The 16,808-nt window shown below is 33.7% G+C and carries 18 protein-coding genes; 6 read left to right on the forward strand and 12 right to left on the reverse strand.

What is annotated here, in order from left to right:
- The 8 genes from rpsC to rpsJ form a co-directional block, all read right to left on the reverse strand.
- Positions 1 to 654 (reverse strand): 30S ribosomal protein S3, encoded by a 654-nt coding sequence (gene rpsC / locus KA926_RS13155; protein ID WP_019468646.1) that lies wholly within the window; start codon positions 652 to 654, stop codon positions 1 to 3.
- Positions 655 to 677: 23 nt separating this feature from the next.
- Positions 678 to 1,031, reverse strand: a complete 354-nt coding sequence (gene rplV, locus KA926_RS13160) for a 50S ribosomal protein L22 (protein ID WP_019468645.1) — start codon at positions 1,029 to 1,031, stop codon at positions 678 to 680.
- 28 nt (positions 1,032 to 1,059) lie between these two features.
- A complete protein-coding gene (gene rpsS, locus KA926_RS13165; protein ID WP_019468644.1) occupies positions 1,060 to 1,338 on the reverse strand; it encodes a 30S ribosomal protein S19 in 279 nt (92 codons plus the stop codon).
- Positions 1,339 to 1,402: 64 nt separating this feature from the next.
- Entirely contained in the window at positions 1,403 to 2,236 is an 834-nt protein-coding gene (gene rplB / locus KA926_RS13170; protein ID WP_107383906.1) for a 50S ribosomal protein L2, read from the reverse strand.
- 28 nt (positions 2,237 to 2,264) lie between these two features.
- A complete protein-coding gene (rplW, locus tag KA926_RS13175) occupies positions 2,265 to 2,540 on the reverse strand; it encodes a 50S ribosomal protein L23 (RefSeq protein WP_019468642.1) in 276 nt (91 codons plus the stop codon).
- Positions 2,540 to 3,163 (reverse strand): 50S ribosomal protein L4, encoded by a 624-nt coding sequence (gene rplD / locus KA926_RS13180; RefSeq protein ID WP_019468641.1) that lies wholly within the window; start codon positions 3,161 to 3,163, stop codon positions 2,540 to 2,542. Before rplD ends, rplW begins: the two co-directional genes overlap by 1 nt.
- A gap of 27 nt (positions 3,164 to 3,190) precedes the next feature.
- Positions 3,191 to 3,850, reverse strand: coding sequence for a 50S ribosomal protein L3 (gene rplC / locus KA926_RS13185; protein WP_019468640.1), 660 nt, complete (start codon positions 3,848 to 3,850; stop codon positions 3,191 to 3,193).
- Positions 3,851 to 3,877: 27 nt separating this feature from the next.
- Complete coding sequence (rpsJ, locus tag KA926_RS13190) at positions 3,878 to 4,186, reverse strand: 30S ribosomal protein S10 (protein WP_002482611.1); 309 nt, start codon at positions 4,184 to 4,186, stop codon at positions 3,878 to 3,880.
- Positions 4,187 to 4,537: 351 nt separating this feature from the next.
- On the opposite strand from rpsJ, the gene KA926_RS13195 reads away from it, so the two are divergent.
- On the forward strand, positions 4,538 to 4,930 hold the full coding sequence (locus KA926_RS13195) for a hypothetical protein (RefSeq protein ID WP_107383907.1): 393 nt from the start codon (positions 4,538 to 4,540) through the stop codon (positions 4,928 to 4,930).
- Positions 4,931 to 5,059: 129 nt separating this feature from the next.
- Here KA926_RS13195 and KA926_RS13200 read toward each other — a convergent pair whose 3' ends face one another.
- A complete protein-coding gene (locus tag KA926_RS13200; RefSeq protein ID WP_210144575.1) occupies positions 5,060 to 6,394 on the reverse strand; it encodes an NCS2 family permease in 1,335 nt (444 codons plus the stop codon).
- Between the two features lie 111 nt (positions 6,395 to 6,505).
- On the reverse strand, positions 6,506 to 8,644 hold the full coding sequence (locus tag KA926_RS13205) for a DNA topoisomerase III (protein ID WP_210144578.1): 2,139 nt from the start codon (positions 8,642 to 8,644) through the stop codon (positions 6,506 to 6,508).
- Positions 8,645 to 8,766: 122 nt separating this feature from the next.
- Between KA926_RS13205 and KA926_RS13210 the strand changes: the two genes are divergently transcribed.
- The 3 genes from KA926_RS13210 (at position 8,767) to KA926_RS13220 (ending at position 11,560) form a co-directional block, all read left to right on the forward strand.
- The gene (locus KA926_RS13210; RefSeq protein ID WP_107383909.1) at positions 8,767 to 9,636 is read left to right on the forward strand and encodes a GNAT family N-acetyltransferase; all 870 of its coding nucleotides are present in this window, start codon (positions 8,767 to 8,769) and stop codon (positions 9,634 to 9,636) included.
- A gap of 190 nt (positions 9,637 to 9,826) precedes the next feature.
- Positions 9,827 to 10,684, forward strand: a complete 858-nt coding sequence (locus KA926_RS13215; protein WP_019468635.1) for a RhaT/GlcU family sugar-proton symporter — start codon at positions 9,827 to 9,829, stop codon at positions 10,682 to 10,684.
- 84 nt (positions 10,685 to 10,768) lie between these two features.
- The gene (locus KA926_RS13220; protein WP_107383910.1) at positions 10,769 to 11,560 is read left to right on the forward strand and encodes a glucose 1-dehydrogenase; all 792 of its coding nucleotides are present in this window, start codon (positions 10,769 to 10,771) and stop codon (positions 11,558 to 11,560) included.
- Between the two features lie 117 nt (positions 11,561 to 11,677).
- Here KA926_RS13220 and KA926_RS13225 read toward each other — a convergent pair whose 3' ends face one another.
- Entirely contained in the window at positions 11,678 to 12,586 is a 909-nt protein-coding gene (locus KA926_RS13225) for an AEC family transporter (RefSeq protein WP_107383911.1), read from the reverse strand.
- A gap of 146 nt (positions 12,587 to 12,732) precedes the next feature.
- Here KA926_RS13225 and KA926_RS13230 point away from each other — a divergent pair, with 146 nt between their 5' ends.
- Together KA926_RS13230 and mspA are read left to right on the forward strand one after the other, a co-directional pair.
- The gene (locus KA926_RS13230; RefSeq protein WP_019468077.1) at positions 12,733 to 12,909 is read left to right on the forward strand and encodes an SE1832 family protein; all 177 of its coding nucleotides are present in this window, start codon (positions 12,733 to 12,735) and stop codon (positions 12,907 to 12,909) included.
- 63 nt (positions 12,910 to 12,972) lie between these two features.
- A complete protein-coding gene (gene mspA, locus KA926_RS13235; RefSeq protein WP_107386330.1) occupies positions 12,973 to 13,290 on the forward strand; it encodes a membrane stabilizing protein MspA in 318 nt (105 codons plus the stop codon).
- 312 nt (positions 13,291 to 13,602) lie between these two features.
- On the opposite strand, the gene KA926_RS13240 is transcribed toward mspA, so the two are convergent.
- Complete coding sequence (locus KA926_RS13240; protein WP_210144580.1) at positions 13,603 to 16,773, reverse strand: efflux RND transporter permease subunit; 3,171 nt, start codon at positions 16,771 to 16,773, stop codon at positions 13,603 to 13,605.
- Positions 16,774 to 16,808 lie beyond the last annotated feature (35 nt).

Consider the following 16,808-nt stretch of genomic DNA (forward strand, 5'->3'; position numbering starts at 1 on the left):
TTATTTTCCTCCTTCACTAGTGTTCTTAGTAGGAAGAACTTCTCCACGATAAATCCACACTTTGACACCTAACTTACCATAAGTTGTGTCTGCTTCTGCGTGTGCATAGCCTATGTCAGCACGTAGTGTATGAAGTGGAACAGTTCCTTCTGAATATTGTTCTGCACGAGCGATATCAGCACCAGCTAAACGACCAGATACTTGTGTTTTGATACCTTTAGCGCCTTGTTTCATCGCTCTTGTAATAGCTTGTTTTTGTACACGACGGAATGATGCACGGTTTTCTAATTGACGCGCAATATTTTCTGCTACCAATTTAGCATCTAAATCAACTTTTTTGATTTCAATTACGTTGATGTGTACTTTTTTATTTGTTAATGAATTTAATTTGTTACGAAGTTTTTCGATTTCTGAACCGCCTTTACCGATTACCATACCTGGTTTACCAGTGTGAATAGCGATGTTGATACGATTAGCTGCACGTTCAATTTCTACATGAGAAACTGATGCTTCACTTAATGCGTTATCAATAAACTTACGGATTTTTAAATCTTCGTGTAATAATGATGCGAAGTCTTTTTCTGCATACCATTTAGCTTCCCAATCACGGATTACACCGACACGAAGTCCAATTGGATTAATTTTTTGACCCACAGTGTTCCCTCCTTAAGATTTTATTAAGCTTCTTTAGCTTCTTCTTTACCGTCACTTACGACGATTGTAATGTGGCTTGTACGTTTGTTGATCGCACTTGCACTACCTTGTGCACGTGGACGGAAACGTTTTAAAGTTGGTCCTTCATTAGCATAAGCTTCTTTAACTATTAATTCATCTGTGTTCATATCATAGTTATGTTCTGCATTAGCTAAAGCGGACATTAATAATTTTTCAATTACTGGTGATGAAGCCTTGTTTGTTAATTTTAAAATCGCTATCGCTTCACCAGCGCTTTTGCCTCTAATTAGATCTAATACTAATCTAACTTTACGAGGTGCGATTCTTATTGTTTTAGCAACCGCTTTTGCTTCCATTCCAATTTCCTCCTCTACCTGTTAGATATTATCTTCTTGTTTTTTTATCGTCTGCAACGTGACCTTTAAATGTACGTGTTGGTGCAAACTCTCCAAGTTTATGACCAACCATATCTTCTGTTACAAATACAGGCACATGTTTACGTCCATCATATACAGCGAATGTATGTCCGATGAAATCAGGGAAAATAGTTGAACGACGTGACCAAGTTTTGATTACTTGTTTTTTCTCGCTTCCGCTTTGAGCTTCTACCTTTTTCATTAGGTGATCGTCAACGAAAGGTCCTTTTTTAATACTACGAGCCATAGTGGCGCCTCCCTTCTTATTATGTGCGTGCAGCGTTTAAGCCGCACACCCAAATAAGTTATTTTTATTTTTTCTTACGTCCACGAACGATAAGTTTATCTGATGATTTTTTACCGCGACGTGTTTTCTTACCAAGTGTTGGTTTGCCCCAAGGTGACATTGGAGAAGGCATACCGATTGGTGCGCGTCCTTCACCACCACCGTGTGGGTGATCGTTAGGGTTCATTACAGAACCACGAACTGTTGGACGGATACCTTTCCATCTTGAACGTCCAGCTTTACCAACGTTAACAAGTTCGTGTTGGATATTACCAACTTGACCAATAGTAGCGCGACAAGTTGAAAGAATCATACGAACTTCGCCAGATCTTAATCTGATTAATACATATTTTCCTTCTTTACCTAATACTTGTGCACTAGCACCAGCAGAACGAGCAATTTGTCCACCTCTGCCAGGTTTCAACTCGATGTTATGAATAACAGTACCTACTGGAATATTTTGTAGTGGTAGGGCATTACCTACTTTAATATCTGCTTCAGCACCACTTTCAAGTACTTGACCTACTTTTAAGTTTTTAGGTGCAATAATATAACGTTTTTCTCCATCAGCGTAAAATAACAATGCGATATTTGCTGAACGGTTTGGATCGTATTGAATTGAATCAACTTTTGCTTGGATACCATCTTTGTTACGTTTGAAATCAATTACACGGTATTGACGTTTATGTCCACCGCCATGATGGCGAACAGTCAATTTACCTTGGTGATTTCGTCCCGCTCTTTTCGGTAGCGGTTGTAATAATGACTTTTCAGGAGTAGTTTTCGTAATTTCTGCGAAATCTAAACTAGTCATATTACGACGACCGTTAGTAATTGGCTTATATTTTTTTAGAGCCATTGTCGTTTACCTCCTTATTGGTAATTTTTTAGTTAAATAGATCGATTGATCCTTCTTTTAATTTAACGATTGCTACGCGTCGTTTGTTTGTATAGCCTTGGTAACGGCCCATACGTTTTTTCTTTGGTTTGTAGTTAATGATATTTACACTATCAACTTTTACATCAAAGATTTCTTCTACAGCGATTTTTACTTGTGTCTTGTTAGCACGAGTATCAACATCGAATGTATATTTGTCTTCAGCCATTGCAACTGAAGATTTTTCAGTGATTACGGGGCGCTTAAGAACGTCTCTTGCTTCCATTATCCGAGCACCTCCTCAACTTTTTTAGCAGCTGCTTCTGTGATTACTACACTATCAGCGCTTGTTAAATCTAGAACGTTTAAACCTTGTGCAGTTGTTACTTGAACACCAGGGATGTTACGTGCTGAAAGTGCAACATTTACATCTTCAGATTCAGTAACTACTAACACTTTTGTAGGTTGTTCTAAGTTAGAAAGTACAGTTTTGAATTCTTTTGTTTTTGGAGCTTCAAAACTTAATGCATCTACAATTGTTAAGCTATTTTCTTGTGCTTTGAAAGATAATGCTGAACGTAATGCTAAACGACGCATTTTCTTAGGCATTTTGTAAGCATAGCTTCTTGGTGTTGGTCCGAATACGATACCACCACCACGCCATTGTGGCGCACGAATAGTACCTTGACGCGCACGTCCTGTACCTTTTTGTCTCCATGGTTTACGTCCACCACCACGTACTGCTGAACGGTTCTTAACAGCATGTGTACCTTGGCGTAATGAAGCACGTTGTAAATTAATTGCTTCAAAAAGAACGTTATTGTTTGGTTCGATTGCAAATACTGCATCGTTTAATTCAACTGAACCTGATTTAGTTCCATCTACTTTTAATACATCATAATTTGCCATTATGCATTTCCTCCTTTCGCTCTATAATTATTTATTACCTTTAATTGATGAAGAGATTTCTAAGTATCCTTTTTTCGGACCTGGTACATTACCTTTTACTAAGATAACATTGTTTTCAGTGTCAACTTGAACTACTTCTAAGTTTTGGACTGTTACAGTGTTTCCACCCATACGTCCTGGCATTTTTTGTCCTTTGAAAACTTTTGAAGCATCAGATGCCATACCTACTGAACCAGGTGATCTATGGAAATGAGAACCATGTGACATTGGTCCACGTGCTTGGTTATGACGCTTGATAGCACCTTGGAATCCTTTACCTTTAGATACGCCAGTTACATCAATGATGTCACCAGCTTCAAATGTATCAACTGAGACTTCTTGACCTACTTCGTATTCATCAACATTAACGTTTCTGAATTCACGAATGAAGCGCTTAGGTGCTGAGCTTGCTTTTTTAGCATGGCCTTCAGCTGGCTTGTTAGCATATTTGCTTGACTTGCTTCCTTTTTTGTAAGCTGCTTTATCAGCATAGCCTACTTGGATTGCATTGTAGCCATCTACTTCTTCAGTTTTCTTTTGTAATACTACGTTTTCACTAGCTTCTACTACTGTTACAGGGATTAAATCACCGTTTTCTCCGAAAACTTGTGTCATCCCGATTTTTCTTCCTAAGATTCCTTTGGTCATCGAAAGTCCACCTCCTAATTTTTTCTATTATAATTTGATTTCGATGTCTACACCAGATGGTAAGTTTAAGCCCATAAGAGCATCTACTGTTTTAGGTGTAGGGTTAACAATATCGATTAAGCGTTTATGTGTACGTTGTTCGAATTGTTCACGTGAATCTTTATACTTATGCACGGCACGAATTACAGTATAAACTGATCTTTCAGTCGGTAACGGAATTGGTCCAGACACATCTGCACCAGAACGTTTTGCTGTTTCAACAATTTTTTCTGCAGATTGATCGATAACTCTGTGATCATAAGCTTTTAATCTGATTCTGATTTTTTGTTTTGCCATAATTTTCCCTCCTTATTCGTCTACATTTAAGTGATAGACTTCTCCACGAAAACTATCTCACACAGCGCCATGGCAAAGCGGCCGGGTGTGTCAGTAACCTTTCGCTTCATCGCGTGTTCTTAAAGTCCAACATTAGATATGTTACATGAAAAGCAGTGATTTATCAAGCTTTTCTGCAAAAGTTTTTACTATTTGCCTAACACATACCTTGTTATTATACTTGAACTACTTATTCAGTTCAACCACTTTTAGGAAATTTTTAGTTTTTGTAATTTTAAATGTTTATTTGCCCTTTTTTATTTTCATTTGATTTATTTCGTTTATACTATTATTAGTTAGGAGTGAATATTAATGAAAAGTGGTATCCGTACGACACTTATAATCCTTAGTTTAATATTAATTGTTGGCGAGTTTATTTATGGCATCCCATTTTTAGGTGGTAGTATCATTTTCAGTTTTGGTTGGCAGCCTTTATTAATCAATGCATTACTTTATTTTATAATCGTGATTATATTAATAGTTGATAAACAAAATTCTATTAAACCAATGTTAATCATACCATTGTTAGGTGTTATTGGTTCTTTTATAGCATTCATACCTTTTGTTGGGATGATTGTCCATTGGGTTTTATTTTTCTTGATGTTGTTCTTTGTTTTGATTATTTTCTCTACGCCGCTTTATGTTCCAAACAAGCATGCAAAAGTTGTTTACACGCAACAAAAGCAAGAGAATAATAAATTTTAAAGTTATACAGCCATGATTATTATATTATAATGAAGAAACACGACTTTTTTATAAACTGAATACAGATAATTAACACGTATAAAAAATCCCTTTGCTTCGATATGGATCGACTGCAAAGGGATTTTTTATTTAGCCGTGAACAAATACAAAATATAATATAAACAGTATCATTAAAGCATACATGATTGGGTGGACTTCTTTATGTCTTTTAGAAATCAACATTGTTATTGGATAAAAGATGAAGCCACAAGCAATACCAGTTGCGATTGAATAAGATAACGGCATCATAATAATCGTGATAAATGCCGGTACTGCAACTTCGAATTTTTTCCAGTCTATTTCCGCAAAATTAGCAGCCATTAATACACCTACGACTACAAGCGCTGGTGTAGTCACTGCACTTGTTACTACTTCCATTAAAGGGCTGAAAAATATCGCTAATAAGAAACAAAAGCCTGTAACAACACTAGCAAATCCTGTACGAGCTCCTACAGCGACACCTGACGTTGACTCAATATAGGAAGTTGTTGTTGTCGTCCCAAAAATCGAACCAACTATTGTTGCTAATGAATCAGAAAATAATGCTCGACCAGCTCTAGGTAATTTATTATTCTTCATCATACCTGCTTGTGTTGCCACCGCAACGAGTGTACCTGCAGTATCGAAGAAGTCTATAAATAAAAACGTTAAAATTACAATTAAAAATTGTACTGTGAACAATTGACTAGGATCTTTAAATGCTTCAAAAGCAGCTCCGAAAGTAGGCTCAATACTAGGGACTTTGCCCACTATGCCACTTGGCGTATGTATTAGTCCTGTAAGCATTCCTAAAATAGATGTTAAGACCATACCTATAAATATCGCACCAGGTACTCTAACAGCATATAATATCACTGTTATTATAATACCGAATATCGTTAACAATACAGGGCCATCAGTGATATGACCCAAAGTTACTAATGTAGAATCATTATTAGTGATGATTCCTGAACTTTGTAATCCAACAAAAGTAATAAATAAACCAATACCTGCTGAAACTGCCATTTTCATTTGATAGGGTATTGCGTTAATAATGGTCTCTCTTAAACCAGTCATAGTCAAAATTGCAAAAACCACACCAGAGAATAACACGCCGGTCAAACCAACTTGCCATGGAATACCCATTGTTAATACCACTGTAAATGCGAAAAATGCGTTTAAGCCCATGCCAGGTGCTAAGGCAATTGGATTTCTAGCTATCAAACCCATAAATAAAGAACCGACAAACGCCGCTAATGCTGTAGCAACAAAAATAGCGCCTTGGTCCATTTTCATATCTTCTGAAACACCTTTTACGCCTGCTAAACTAAGTACTTGAGGGTTGACAGCTAATATATATGCCATTGACAAGAAAGTTGTAAGCCCACCAAGTATCTCTTTCTTATAGTTTGTTTTATGCTTTTCAAACTTGAAATACTTTTTCACGGTTTAGTTCTCCTTTTTTTAAAATACCTACACATTCTAATACCAATTACATTATTTTACAATAGCAAACACGAACTTCTTGTTAAAATTTATACTTTTTGTTCGATTAATTTAAAATTTTAATCCTTTTAGTGCATCTTGGAATGGATTGTTCTCTAATCCATCATCGTTATTCATATATTTTTTCAAATCTTTTTTGTTAACTTTATCTGATTTTTTGTTTTTGTGACGTTTATCCATTTGTGCTTGTGTTTCAGTATGGCCACATACACAACGATAAACTGCTTCTTTGCCTTTTCCAAACAACATCATTTTTTTGTGACAATTTGGACAACGTGCATTGGTTTTTCTTTGAATATTCTTTTTAGTTTTACATTTAGGATCCTGACAAACGAGCATTTGACCATTTTTAGTTTTAACTTTAATCATAAATTTGCCGCATGTAGGACATTCCGTCGTTGTTAAATTATCGTGTTTATAATTTTGTTCACTTTCTTTGATTTCATTAACGACTTCATGTGTGAAAGATTTCATTTCAGAAATAAATTGAGTGGCATTATATTTACCTTGCTCTATTAATGATAGTTTTTCTTCCCACTCAGCAGTTAATAATGGTGATGTTAATTTTTGTGGTGCAAGTTCTAGTATTTGCTTTCCTTTAGATGTAACTCTTATCTTACCATCACGAGATTCAATTGCATTCATGTTAAATAACTTTTCTATGATATCTGCTCTAGTAGCAACAGTTCCAATCCCACCTGTTTCTTTCAATGTTTCGTTATATTTTTTATTATTTAATTTAAAGAATTTTTGAGGGCTTTCCATCGCTTTTAATAAAGTACCTTCATTAAAATATGATGGTGGTGTTGTTTCATGTTGTTCGATTTTAGGATGTGTTATGTGCAATTTAGATGATTTGGTTATTTTATCTATTTGTTTGTTGACTGCTGCTTCAGTTTCATAAATCGCTTTAAATCCTAACTTTTTAGTAACTTTATCTTTAAATTCAAATTTATAATTCCCTGCTGCGATATTGATTGATACAGCTTCGTATTCATGTGGTGGCATAAGATTTTCTAAAAATCTTTGAGCAATCATCAGATAAATTTTTGTTTCACGTTGTGAGAGCTGATTCATATCAGGACGTACTTCTGTCGGTATAATTGCATGATGATCAGATACTTTTTGATTGTTTATAAATTTTTCATTTGTTGAAAATGATTGTGCTATTTGAGATTTTGCAATTTCTTTCAATGATGTTCCCATGATCGCTTGAATTCTATCTTTAAGTGTACTTACCATATCGTCAGTTAAATAGTTAGAATCTGTACGTGGGTAAGTTACAAGTTTGTGTCTTTCGTATAATGTCTGTAAAACATTCAATGTTTCTTTTGGACCAAAGTGATAGCGTTTATAGGCTTCTTGTTGTAAATCTGTTAAATTAAACAATTTAGGTGCATATGATTTTTTATGTTTTTTATTAATACTTTCAACCAAACCTTCTTTATCAATAACTTCACTTTTTATCTTTTCAAAAACTGATTTATCATTACTAGACTCCGGCGTCATACATTGGAATGTGAGGCCTTCGGCAACGATATTCATCTTAAAATAAGTTTGCGGTATAAAGTGATTAATTTCATTTTGTCTCATTTGAACAAGTTGTATCGTCGGCGTTTGAACCCTACCAAGTGACAATTGCGCATCGTATTTTGTTGTTAATGCACGAGTTGCATTGATACCAACAATCCAATCTGCTTCACTACGAGCAAGCGCTGCATAATATAAATTATTAAATTTGCGTCCATCTTGTAATTTTGCAAAACCATCCTTAATTGCCTTTTTAGTTACTGAGCTAATCCACAATCTTTTGATAGGTTTCTTATTATGAGATTTATCTAAAATTAAACGCGCAACAAGTTCCCCTTCTCTACCAGCATCTGTTGCGATAATAATGTCTTTTGTATTTTTATTATTAATTAATGATTGTACAATAGAAAATTGTTTTTTAGTTTTGCTTATGACAACGGTCTTCATACGTTTAGGTATAATAGGGAGATCGTTAAGCTTCCATTCTTTATAGTTATCATCGTATTGTTCTAGTGTAGCATTTGTAACTAAATGCCCCAGTGCCCAAGTGACAATATACTTATTATTTTCGAAGTAGCCATTACGTTTATCATTTATATTTAATGCTTGCGCAATATCTCTGCCTACAGACGGTTTTTCAGCAATAATGAGTGATTTCATAATTTCGTCCTTTCAATTTCAATGATATTCTTATTGTAACATGTGTATAGCACATCAAAACTTCCATTTACATGAAAAAGTTCTTATAATTAACTTAATAGTTCATCATATGGAGGTATTATATGAAAACAACAAATCCGAACGATGTCGATCAAATCTTGGAATTTTTGAATAATGCTAACTATCAATCTGCTTCCTATTTGTATAAATTGCCACAAATGCATAATGACATTAGGACCGTTATTACCAATGCAATACAAGACCCAGGTGTATTTGCACAAGTGAACAATCAAGATGAAATTACAATGCTGCTTTTGGCTTTAAAATACGAAGACAATAAATATAAAGTATTAGGACCATTCATAGACAAAAGCATCAAGCCTTCTATCGATGAGATGACACAACTTTTCGATGCATTAGCGCAAAGTAAACCTGATACTGCAAATTTTAATTTTTCATTTGAAGAACATGAGCAAACATATTTACCATTTATGAAATCTTTAGGTGCATCCTATAGTTTTACTGATTATTATCTCATTTCTACGAAAGATATTGGCGACGTTGGTAATGAACAGAATATTATTGAATACCAACCTGCGTATTACCGTTATTTTAGTAAATTACACAATCAAACATTCAAACATGATGTAATGACTGCTGACGAAATTGTAAAATCATTAGATGAATACCATCGTCTATTTATATTCATGTCTGAAGGGTTATTAAAAGGCTATTTATATCTTGAAATCGCTGAAAATAACAATGTAGCTGAAATCAAATATTTTTCTTCTCACTCTGATTACAGGTTAATGGGAATTGCTTTTGATTTACTCTCATATTCTTTACATTTTGCTTTTTCAACATTTGATATTGATAAGATATATTTTAAAATACGCAGTAAAAATACTACGCTTGTTGAGCGTTTCAATGAATTAGGTTTTAACATTAATTATGAATATAAAAAATTCAAATACGTAGCGGCATACATTTAAATTGTAAGCGTTCTACATTTTTACATTTTTAATATATACACACACTATTTTAAAAATTAAAAAGCTGAACTGTAATCTAATGTTTTTACTATTCGATGCCTTTACTTTAAAATGAGTATCTAGGGCAATCTTCAGTGATTGTTTTATAGAAGGAAAGTAAAATTAAATAGAGAGTGAGTGAAGCTTAGTTATGGATTTATTAATTGCCCTACTCCCAGCGTTATTTTGGGGGAGTGTTGTTTTAATTAATGTGCTAGTTGGTGGTGGCCCTTACAATCAAATTAGAGGGACTACTTTCGGTGCACTTATCATAGGTATCTTATTATTACTTACTGGCAATACAAAATTCGATGACCCCATCGTAATTATTGTAGGTTTAATATCTGGTGCTTTTTGGGCATTGGGACAAGGTTATCAATTAAAATCAGTCAGTTTAATTGGTGTATCTAAAACAATGCCAATTTCAACAGGATTACAACTTGTAGGTACTACTTTATTTAGTGCTATATTCCTAGGTGAATGGAGCACGGGTACGCAAGTTATACTTGGCCTAGTTGCAATGATTTTACTTGTTGGAGGTATTGCACTTACATCAATTAAAGGAAAAAATGAAGCTTCAGAAAGTACTAAAAACTTTGGTAAAGCAATTCCTATCTTGTTAATTTCCACTGTTGGTTATGTCGTCTATGTTGTGGTTGCACAAATTTTTGGTGTTGATGGCATGAATGCCCTATTCTTCCAATCTATTGGTATGGCAATCGGTGGATTAATATTATCTGCTAAACATGAGACTACTATTAAAAGTACCGTGTGGAACTTAATACCAGGTGTCATTTGGGGTATAGGTAACTTGTTTATGTTCTATTCTCAACCCAAAGTAGGTGTGGCGACAAGCTTCTCATTTTCACAATTATTAGTAATTGTTTCTACACTTGGCGGTATATTCCTTTTAGGTGAACGAAAAGATAAACGTCAGATGATAGGCATTTGGACGGGTATCATTTTAATCGTTATAGCTGCCTTTGTTTTAGGTAACATTAAAGCTTAGATAAAGCATTATTATTAAATTTTATTCGACTTATAAACTTTTATAAAAACTAAATTTATGCCGAATAACTAGGAGGAATCTTAAATGTTTGAAGATTTAGCAGGAAAAGTAGTTATTATTACAGGTGCTGGTAGTGGTATTGGAAAAGCGATGGCAGAACAATTTGGTGAAGAAAAAGCGAATGTTGTATTAAATTACAGATCCGAACGTCATATGGACGCTATGGAATCCTCAATTAAATTAATTGAAAACGCTGGTGGTAAAGCGATAAAAGTTCAAGCAGATATCTCTAAAGAGAATGATATTGATCATCTCATCCAAACTACTGTAAATCATTTTGGTACATTAGATATCATGATTAATAATGCTGGATTTGAAAAAGCAATACCAACACATGAAATGCCTTTAGATGAATGGCAAAAAGTAATTGATATTAACTTAACTGGCGCATTTTTAGGTGCCAAAGCAGCAGTTAATCAATTTCTTAAAGAAGATAAGAAGGGTGTTATTCTTAATACCTCAAGTGTACATGACAAGATTCCTTGGCCTAACTATGTAAATTACGCTGCAAGTAAAGGCGGTTTGAAATTAATGATGGAAACAATGTCTATGGAATATGCTCAATATGGCATCCGCATTAATAATATTTCACCAGGGGCAATTGTAACTGAACATACAAAAGAAAAATTTTCAGATCCAACAACTCGTGCAGAAACATTAGAAATGATTCCAGCAAAAGAGATTGGTGAAGCAGATGAAGTAGCAAACGTAGCAAGATTTCTTGCCTCTGATTTAGCAAGTTATATTCATGGAACAACTATTTATGTTGATGGTGGCATGACTAATTACCCAGCATTTATGGGAGGTAAAGGATAAATTCCTCACGTTCCATTCAAAAAATGAACTTAGCCATTAATATCTTTGCTCAAAATAAAAGAGCTAATCCGTAACGGATTAGCTCTTTTTTATATTTAAAGCCTTACAAATAATCAATTAAACAAATAATGCTTGATATATATATAAAATAATAATGCTGATTAAAATCGTTAAGTTGCTCACCATACCAACAAGCGGCAACGTCTTATACTTAAATTGAATTGAATAAGGTATAATAGCAACACCTACTGGTAATAACCAAGCAACTTGTAATGTTGTTTTAATCATATTATTATCAACAGGTAAAAAGAAATAAACCAACAATCCTGCGATGACACCTAATCCATAATGTAAACCTAAATATTTCAAAGCGATAGGTAAGAAACGCTTATCGATACTAAAGTTGAGCATTAAGCCCAATAAGATCATTGATAATGGCATGTTAGCACCAGATAATACTGAGAAAAACTTAATTACAGGTTCTGGAAAATGAATATTAAGCATATTCAAAATAAACATGATGATATATGTCATTAAAGGAACCGATTTTAGTAAATTTTTGCCTAAATACTTAAAGTCAAAGTTATCACCAGCACTGCTGAAATAACTTCCAACAAAGTATGTAACACCAAACATAATCACAGCGCCACCAATATCTGCCATTCCAAAATATATCATTCCTGTTTTAGGCCAAATCGCTTCTACAAGTGGATAAGCAAATAAACCAATATTTAGCGAAGCAGTCATCATTCCAACTGTACCACGGATATGATTATCATATTTTAAGAAAAACCAAATTACGATGACCTTAGCGATAACACCATACAAAATCATCAATATCGGTAGTACTGATAGTGACAAATCTAAACTTGCACCATTTAAATTAACAATCACTAAAGAAGGTAATGTTACGTTTAAAACGAGTGTTGAAAAAACTTGACTATCATTAGCTTTAAAGTAATTTATGCGTTTAAGTGTATAACCTAGTGCAATTAGTAAAATAATAATGATAAATTGTTGGGTCACATTAATCCTTCTTTCATCCAATCATCTGTTTTCATTCTATTTTCATACTTTAACATAAGTAGCAACCATTTTAGAAGCTTTCGAATCCATGTTATAATTTAATTTATATACGAAACGCTTACATTAGACAAAAAGGTGGTAATGGAATGGATTTAAATGACAAATTAGCAGAACTGAAACATGATTACGTTAGATTACAAGGCGACCTCGAAAAAAGAGAATCAGTCAATCAATCTGTGGACCCTTTAGTTAAACAACTTGAAAAGATAGAGCAAGAAATGTCAGAAGTACGTTCAGAAATTAGACAAAAAGAAAATAAATAACATCCTAGTAAATCAATAATTTACATGCTAAGATTAAGGGCGAACATAGAAAGGATGTAATAAATGCAACTGTATCTTATATTTTTGCCAGTGTTATATTTAATCGTAAGTTACATAAGTATATTTAAAATGAACACCATTATAACGCGTATTTTACGTATTATTATGTCTTTACTTTTATTATTCGTAGTAGCTATTACAACTTTATCATTCCCTGCAATAAATTGGTGGGTCTTTATTGTACTACTGCTTATCATAAGTAATGTAGAAATTACAGCTTTCAAAAACAGCAAAAATGATCAAAAAGCCGTCCAAATTTTAAACATTATGAGCGTTATTTTATTTGTAATTTATGTTATTTTGACTTTAGTTTTATATTAAAAAACATTATTTTAAAGATACGATAACGTAACATATATAAAATCAGCCCCGAAAAGCTTTCTAATTATAAGAAACTTATCGGGGCTAATTTTATATATTTATACTTCGTAATGCTTTCAACGCTTACCTCGAACAGGGCATGGTCTTGTACTTTCCAAAAAATATTATCTTTCATACCTCACAGTAATCATTACTTAATCAACTTAGAAAGAAACTCACATCATTTATATTTCCAAACGCCTAATTATATAAGTGCGGACATACAAAATCTTTAAAGGTAGGTAATCTCGTACGTCCGCATTATATTTTATTCTATTTTCGTTTTCTCAAGATTTTCGCCTTAAAAGTAAATAATATTTCATATATTACTGGTACGACTATTAAAGTTAATAAGGTTGAAGAAATCAATCCCCCTACTACAGTTGCTGCCATACCTTTTGAAATAATGATAGAACTATCTTCACCAAATAACATAGGCATCAACGCTCCAATAGTTGCTAATGCTGTCATGAGAATTGGTCTGATACGTGTTCCACCTGCTTCTAACAATGCTGCTTGCATTTCCATACCTTGTTGTTGTTTATTTATCACTCTGTCAATTAAAACTATTGCATTGGTTACAACAATACCAATTAACATAAGCATACCAATCATGCTCGGTACAGAAATTGTCTCACCAGTTACTACTAAAGCAACTACAACACCTATAACTGTATATGGTAATGAGAATAATATAGTGAAAGGTGCCAATGCGCCTTTAAATGTTAACACAAGCACTAAATAAACTATTATAATTGCTGCTAACATCGCCATAGATAATTGGGTTACTGCGTTACCTATATCTTCATTTGCGCCTCCCATGTTGACGTCTACGTTATTAGGTTTATCTATTGTATTTAATTTCGATAACACTTTCTGTGAAGTCCCACCAACATCATCATTTGTAACTTTTCCAGAAACTTTTGACGTATAGTCTCCCGCTTTAGTTTCTATTTTATTTGGCGTCGTTGTTTTTTCTAATGTTGCGATGTCACTTAATTCAATAGCTTGACCAGTAGCTGTTTGTATTTCAGTGTTTTCAAGTTTTTCTTCTGTCCAATCCGTTTCTTTATCTTCTTTAATTTTCACATCTATCGATTTACCATTTTCCTTTACGGTTGTGACACTTTGCTCAGGTGTATTCTGATTTAATGTCATAGCTAATTGAGATGCAGACAAACCATAACTAGAGGCTTTATTTTGATCTACTTTGATATTATATTGTTCGTATGTTTGAGATAAATCAGATTTAACATTAGCTATACCATGAATATTTTTCATTTCTTTTTCGACTTTATTGACAGTTCCTTTTATTGCATCAAGAGATGGTCCAGTAATTGTAACTGCTAATTCATTATTTGTTCCACCTGTGCCCATATCTTGATTTGCCCAATCTCCAGGATGCTGATATTTGTTGATATGTTTTAAAACTTTATCAGGTTCTTCATCAAAATTAGGTGTATTACTATCATATTCAACCATGATAGCCATGCTATTTGAACTGCCTGTAGGGTCTGTTGGAGTTGATCCACCAACGGAATACTGAACTGTTTTAACTTTATCTTTATTGTTCAAATACTTTTGTACTTGTTCAGCATGTGCTAATACCCCTTTTTCTGTTTCACCCGGTTCAGGTGTATAAGTTAATGCCATAAATTTATCTTCCCCAGTTGAGATAAAGCTAGTGCCTAATTTTGCTGCACCTAAACCAATACTAGCGATTAAAATAACCGTACTTAAAATCATTACAATCCATTTGTGCGCTAATGACCAGCGCAATATACGCTTATATCCTCTTCCTACCAAACCTAATGTTTCTTCTTTACGTTGTTTAACACCTTTTTTGAAAAAAGTAGCACTTAAAGAAGGTACGATGGTAATCGAAACAAGTAAAGAAGCTAGTAAACTAAACGCAATCGCTAATGCAAATGGTCTAAACATCTCACCTACTGATCCATTGACAAATGCCAATGGTAGAAAGACTATAATGGTAACGATTGTCGACGACATTATCGGTTTAAATACTTCACTCGTCGCACTAATAATGAGCTTATTACCACTTAATGGTTCTTTTTTATCTGATAAACGTCTATAAATATTTTCAACAACAACAATTGAATCATCAATAACTCTACCTATTGCAACTGTTAGTGCACCAAGTGTTAATATATTTAATGATACATCTGTTAATTTCAATGCAACCATTGCAATTAATATAGACATCGGTATTGAGACGACTGAAATTGCAGTTGTTCTAATATTTCTTAAAAATAATAATATAACAATTATGGCAACAATCGTGCCGAGTGCTGCTTTTTCAATCATTGTATATAGTGAGTCTTCTATAGGTTCCGCAGTATCCATAACTTTTGTAGCTTTTATATCTTTATTATCTTTGGTAAATTCATCAATTTCTTTTTTCGTGTCTTTCGCTACTTTAACAGTGTTAGCATCTTGTGCTTTCGTCACTTGTACATTGACTGCATCTTTGCCATTTGTTTTAGAAATTGATTGTCGTTCATCACCTACTGAAATATTTGCAATGTCTTTGAGTTTAACAGAAGGCATGCTACTTTCTCCGTCTTGAGCATCTGAACTAGGCATTGCTGTTGCCATGTTACCGCCTTGTGATGAACTTTGAGCACTAGAACTCTGATTTGCACTTCCTTCGTTGCCACCTTGAGCACTCATGCTTGAAGCTGATAATGGAATTTCAAGGTTTTCCAATGCATTTACTGAAGTGAATTGGCCATCAATTACTACCGACTTTTCAGTTTTACCAAACTGAAATAAACCTAATGGGGTTTCACTAGTTGCACCCTTTAAGAATTGTTCCACACTATCTACAGTCAATCCTCTATCTTGCAATTTTTCTTGGTCAAATTTAATTGAAACTTCTCTCGATGTCTGTCCATTCAATTGTGCATTTTGTACGCCATTGATTGTTTGAAGTTTAGGTAGTAACTGCTTATTAACTTTTTTGGTTGTATCTTTTAAATTATTATCATTTGTAGTAAAAGAATAAGCTACAATTGGAAAAGCATTCATTGAATTCCTTGTTAACTCTGGTTCTTCAACGCCTTCTTCGAATTTTATTTTATCAAGTTCTTTTTTTAAATCGTTTTCAGCTTTATCCATATCTGTGCCATTTTCATATTCAACAGAAACCATAGAAGCATTTTGAATAGATTGTGCATTAACATTTTTCACACTTGCCATTGACCTTATTTGGTCATCAATTTTATCACTAATGTCATCCTTTACCGTTTCTGGTGTAGCACCTGGCATGGTTGTTTGTACAGTAATCACTGGAGGTTCAACATCAGGTAATAATTCAAGTTTCATTTTCGCACTTGAATAAACACCGCCTAAAATGACCAGCAATACCATAAGAAAGATTGCAAATTTATTTCCTAGCGAAAACTGCAATAGTTTTTTTATCATATCTTTTCTCCTCTCAAATAACATTTTAATTCGAT

The organism is Staphylococcus sp. GDY8P94P, from assembly GCF_017892255.1.
Taxonomy (GTDB): domain Bacteria; phylum Bacillota; class Bacilli; order Staphylococcales; family Staphylococcaceae; genus Staphylococcus; species Staphylococcus cohnii.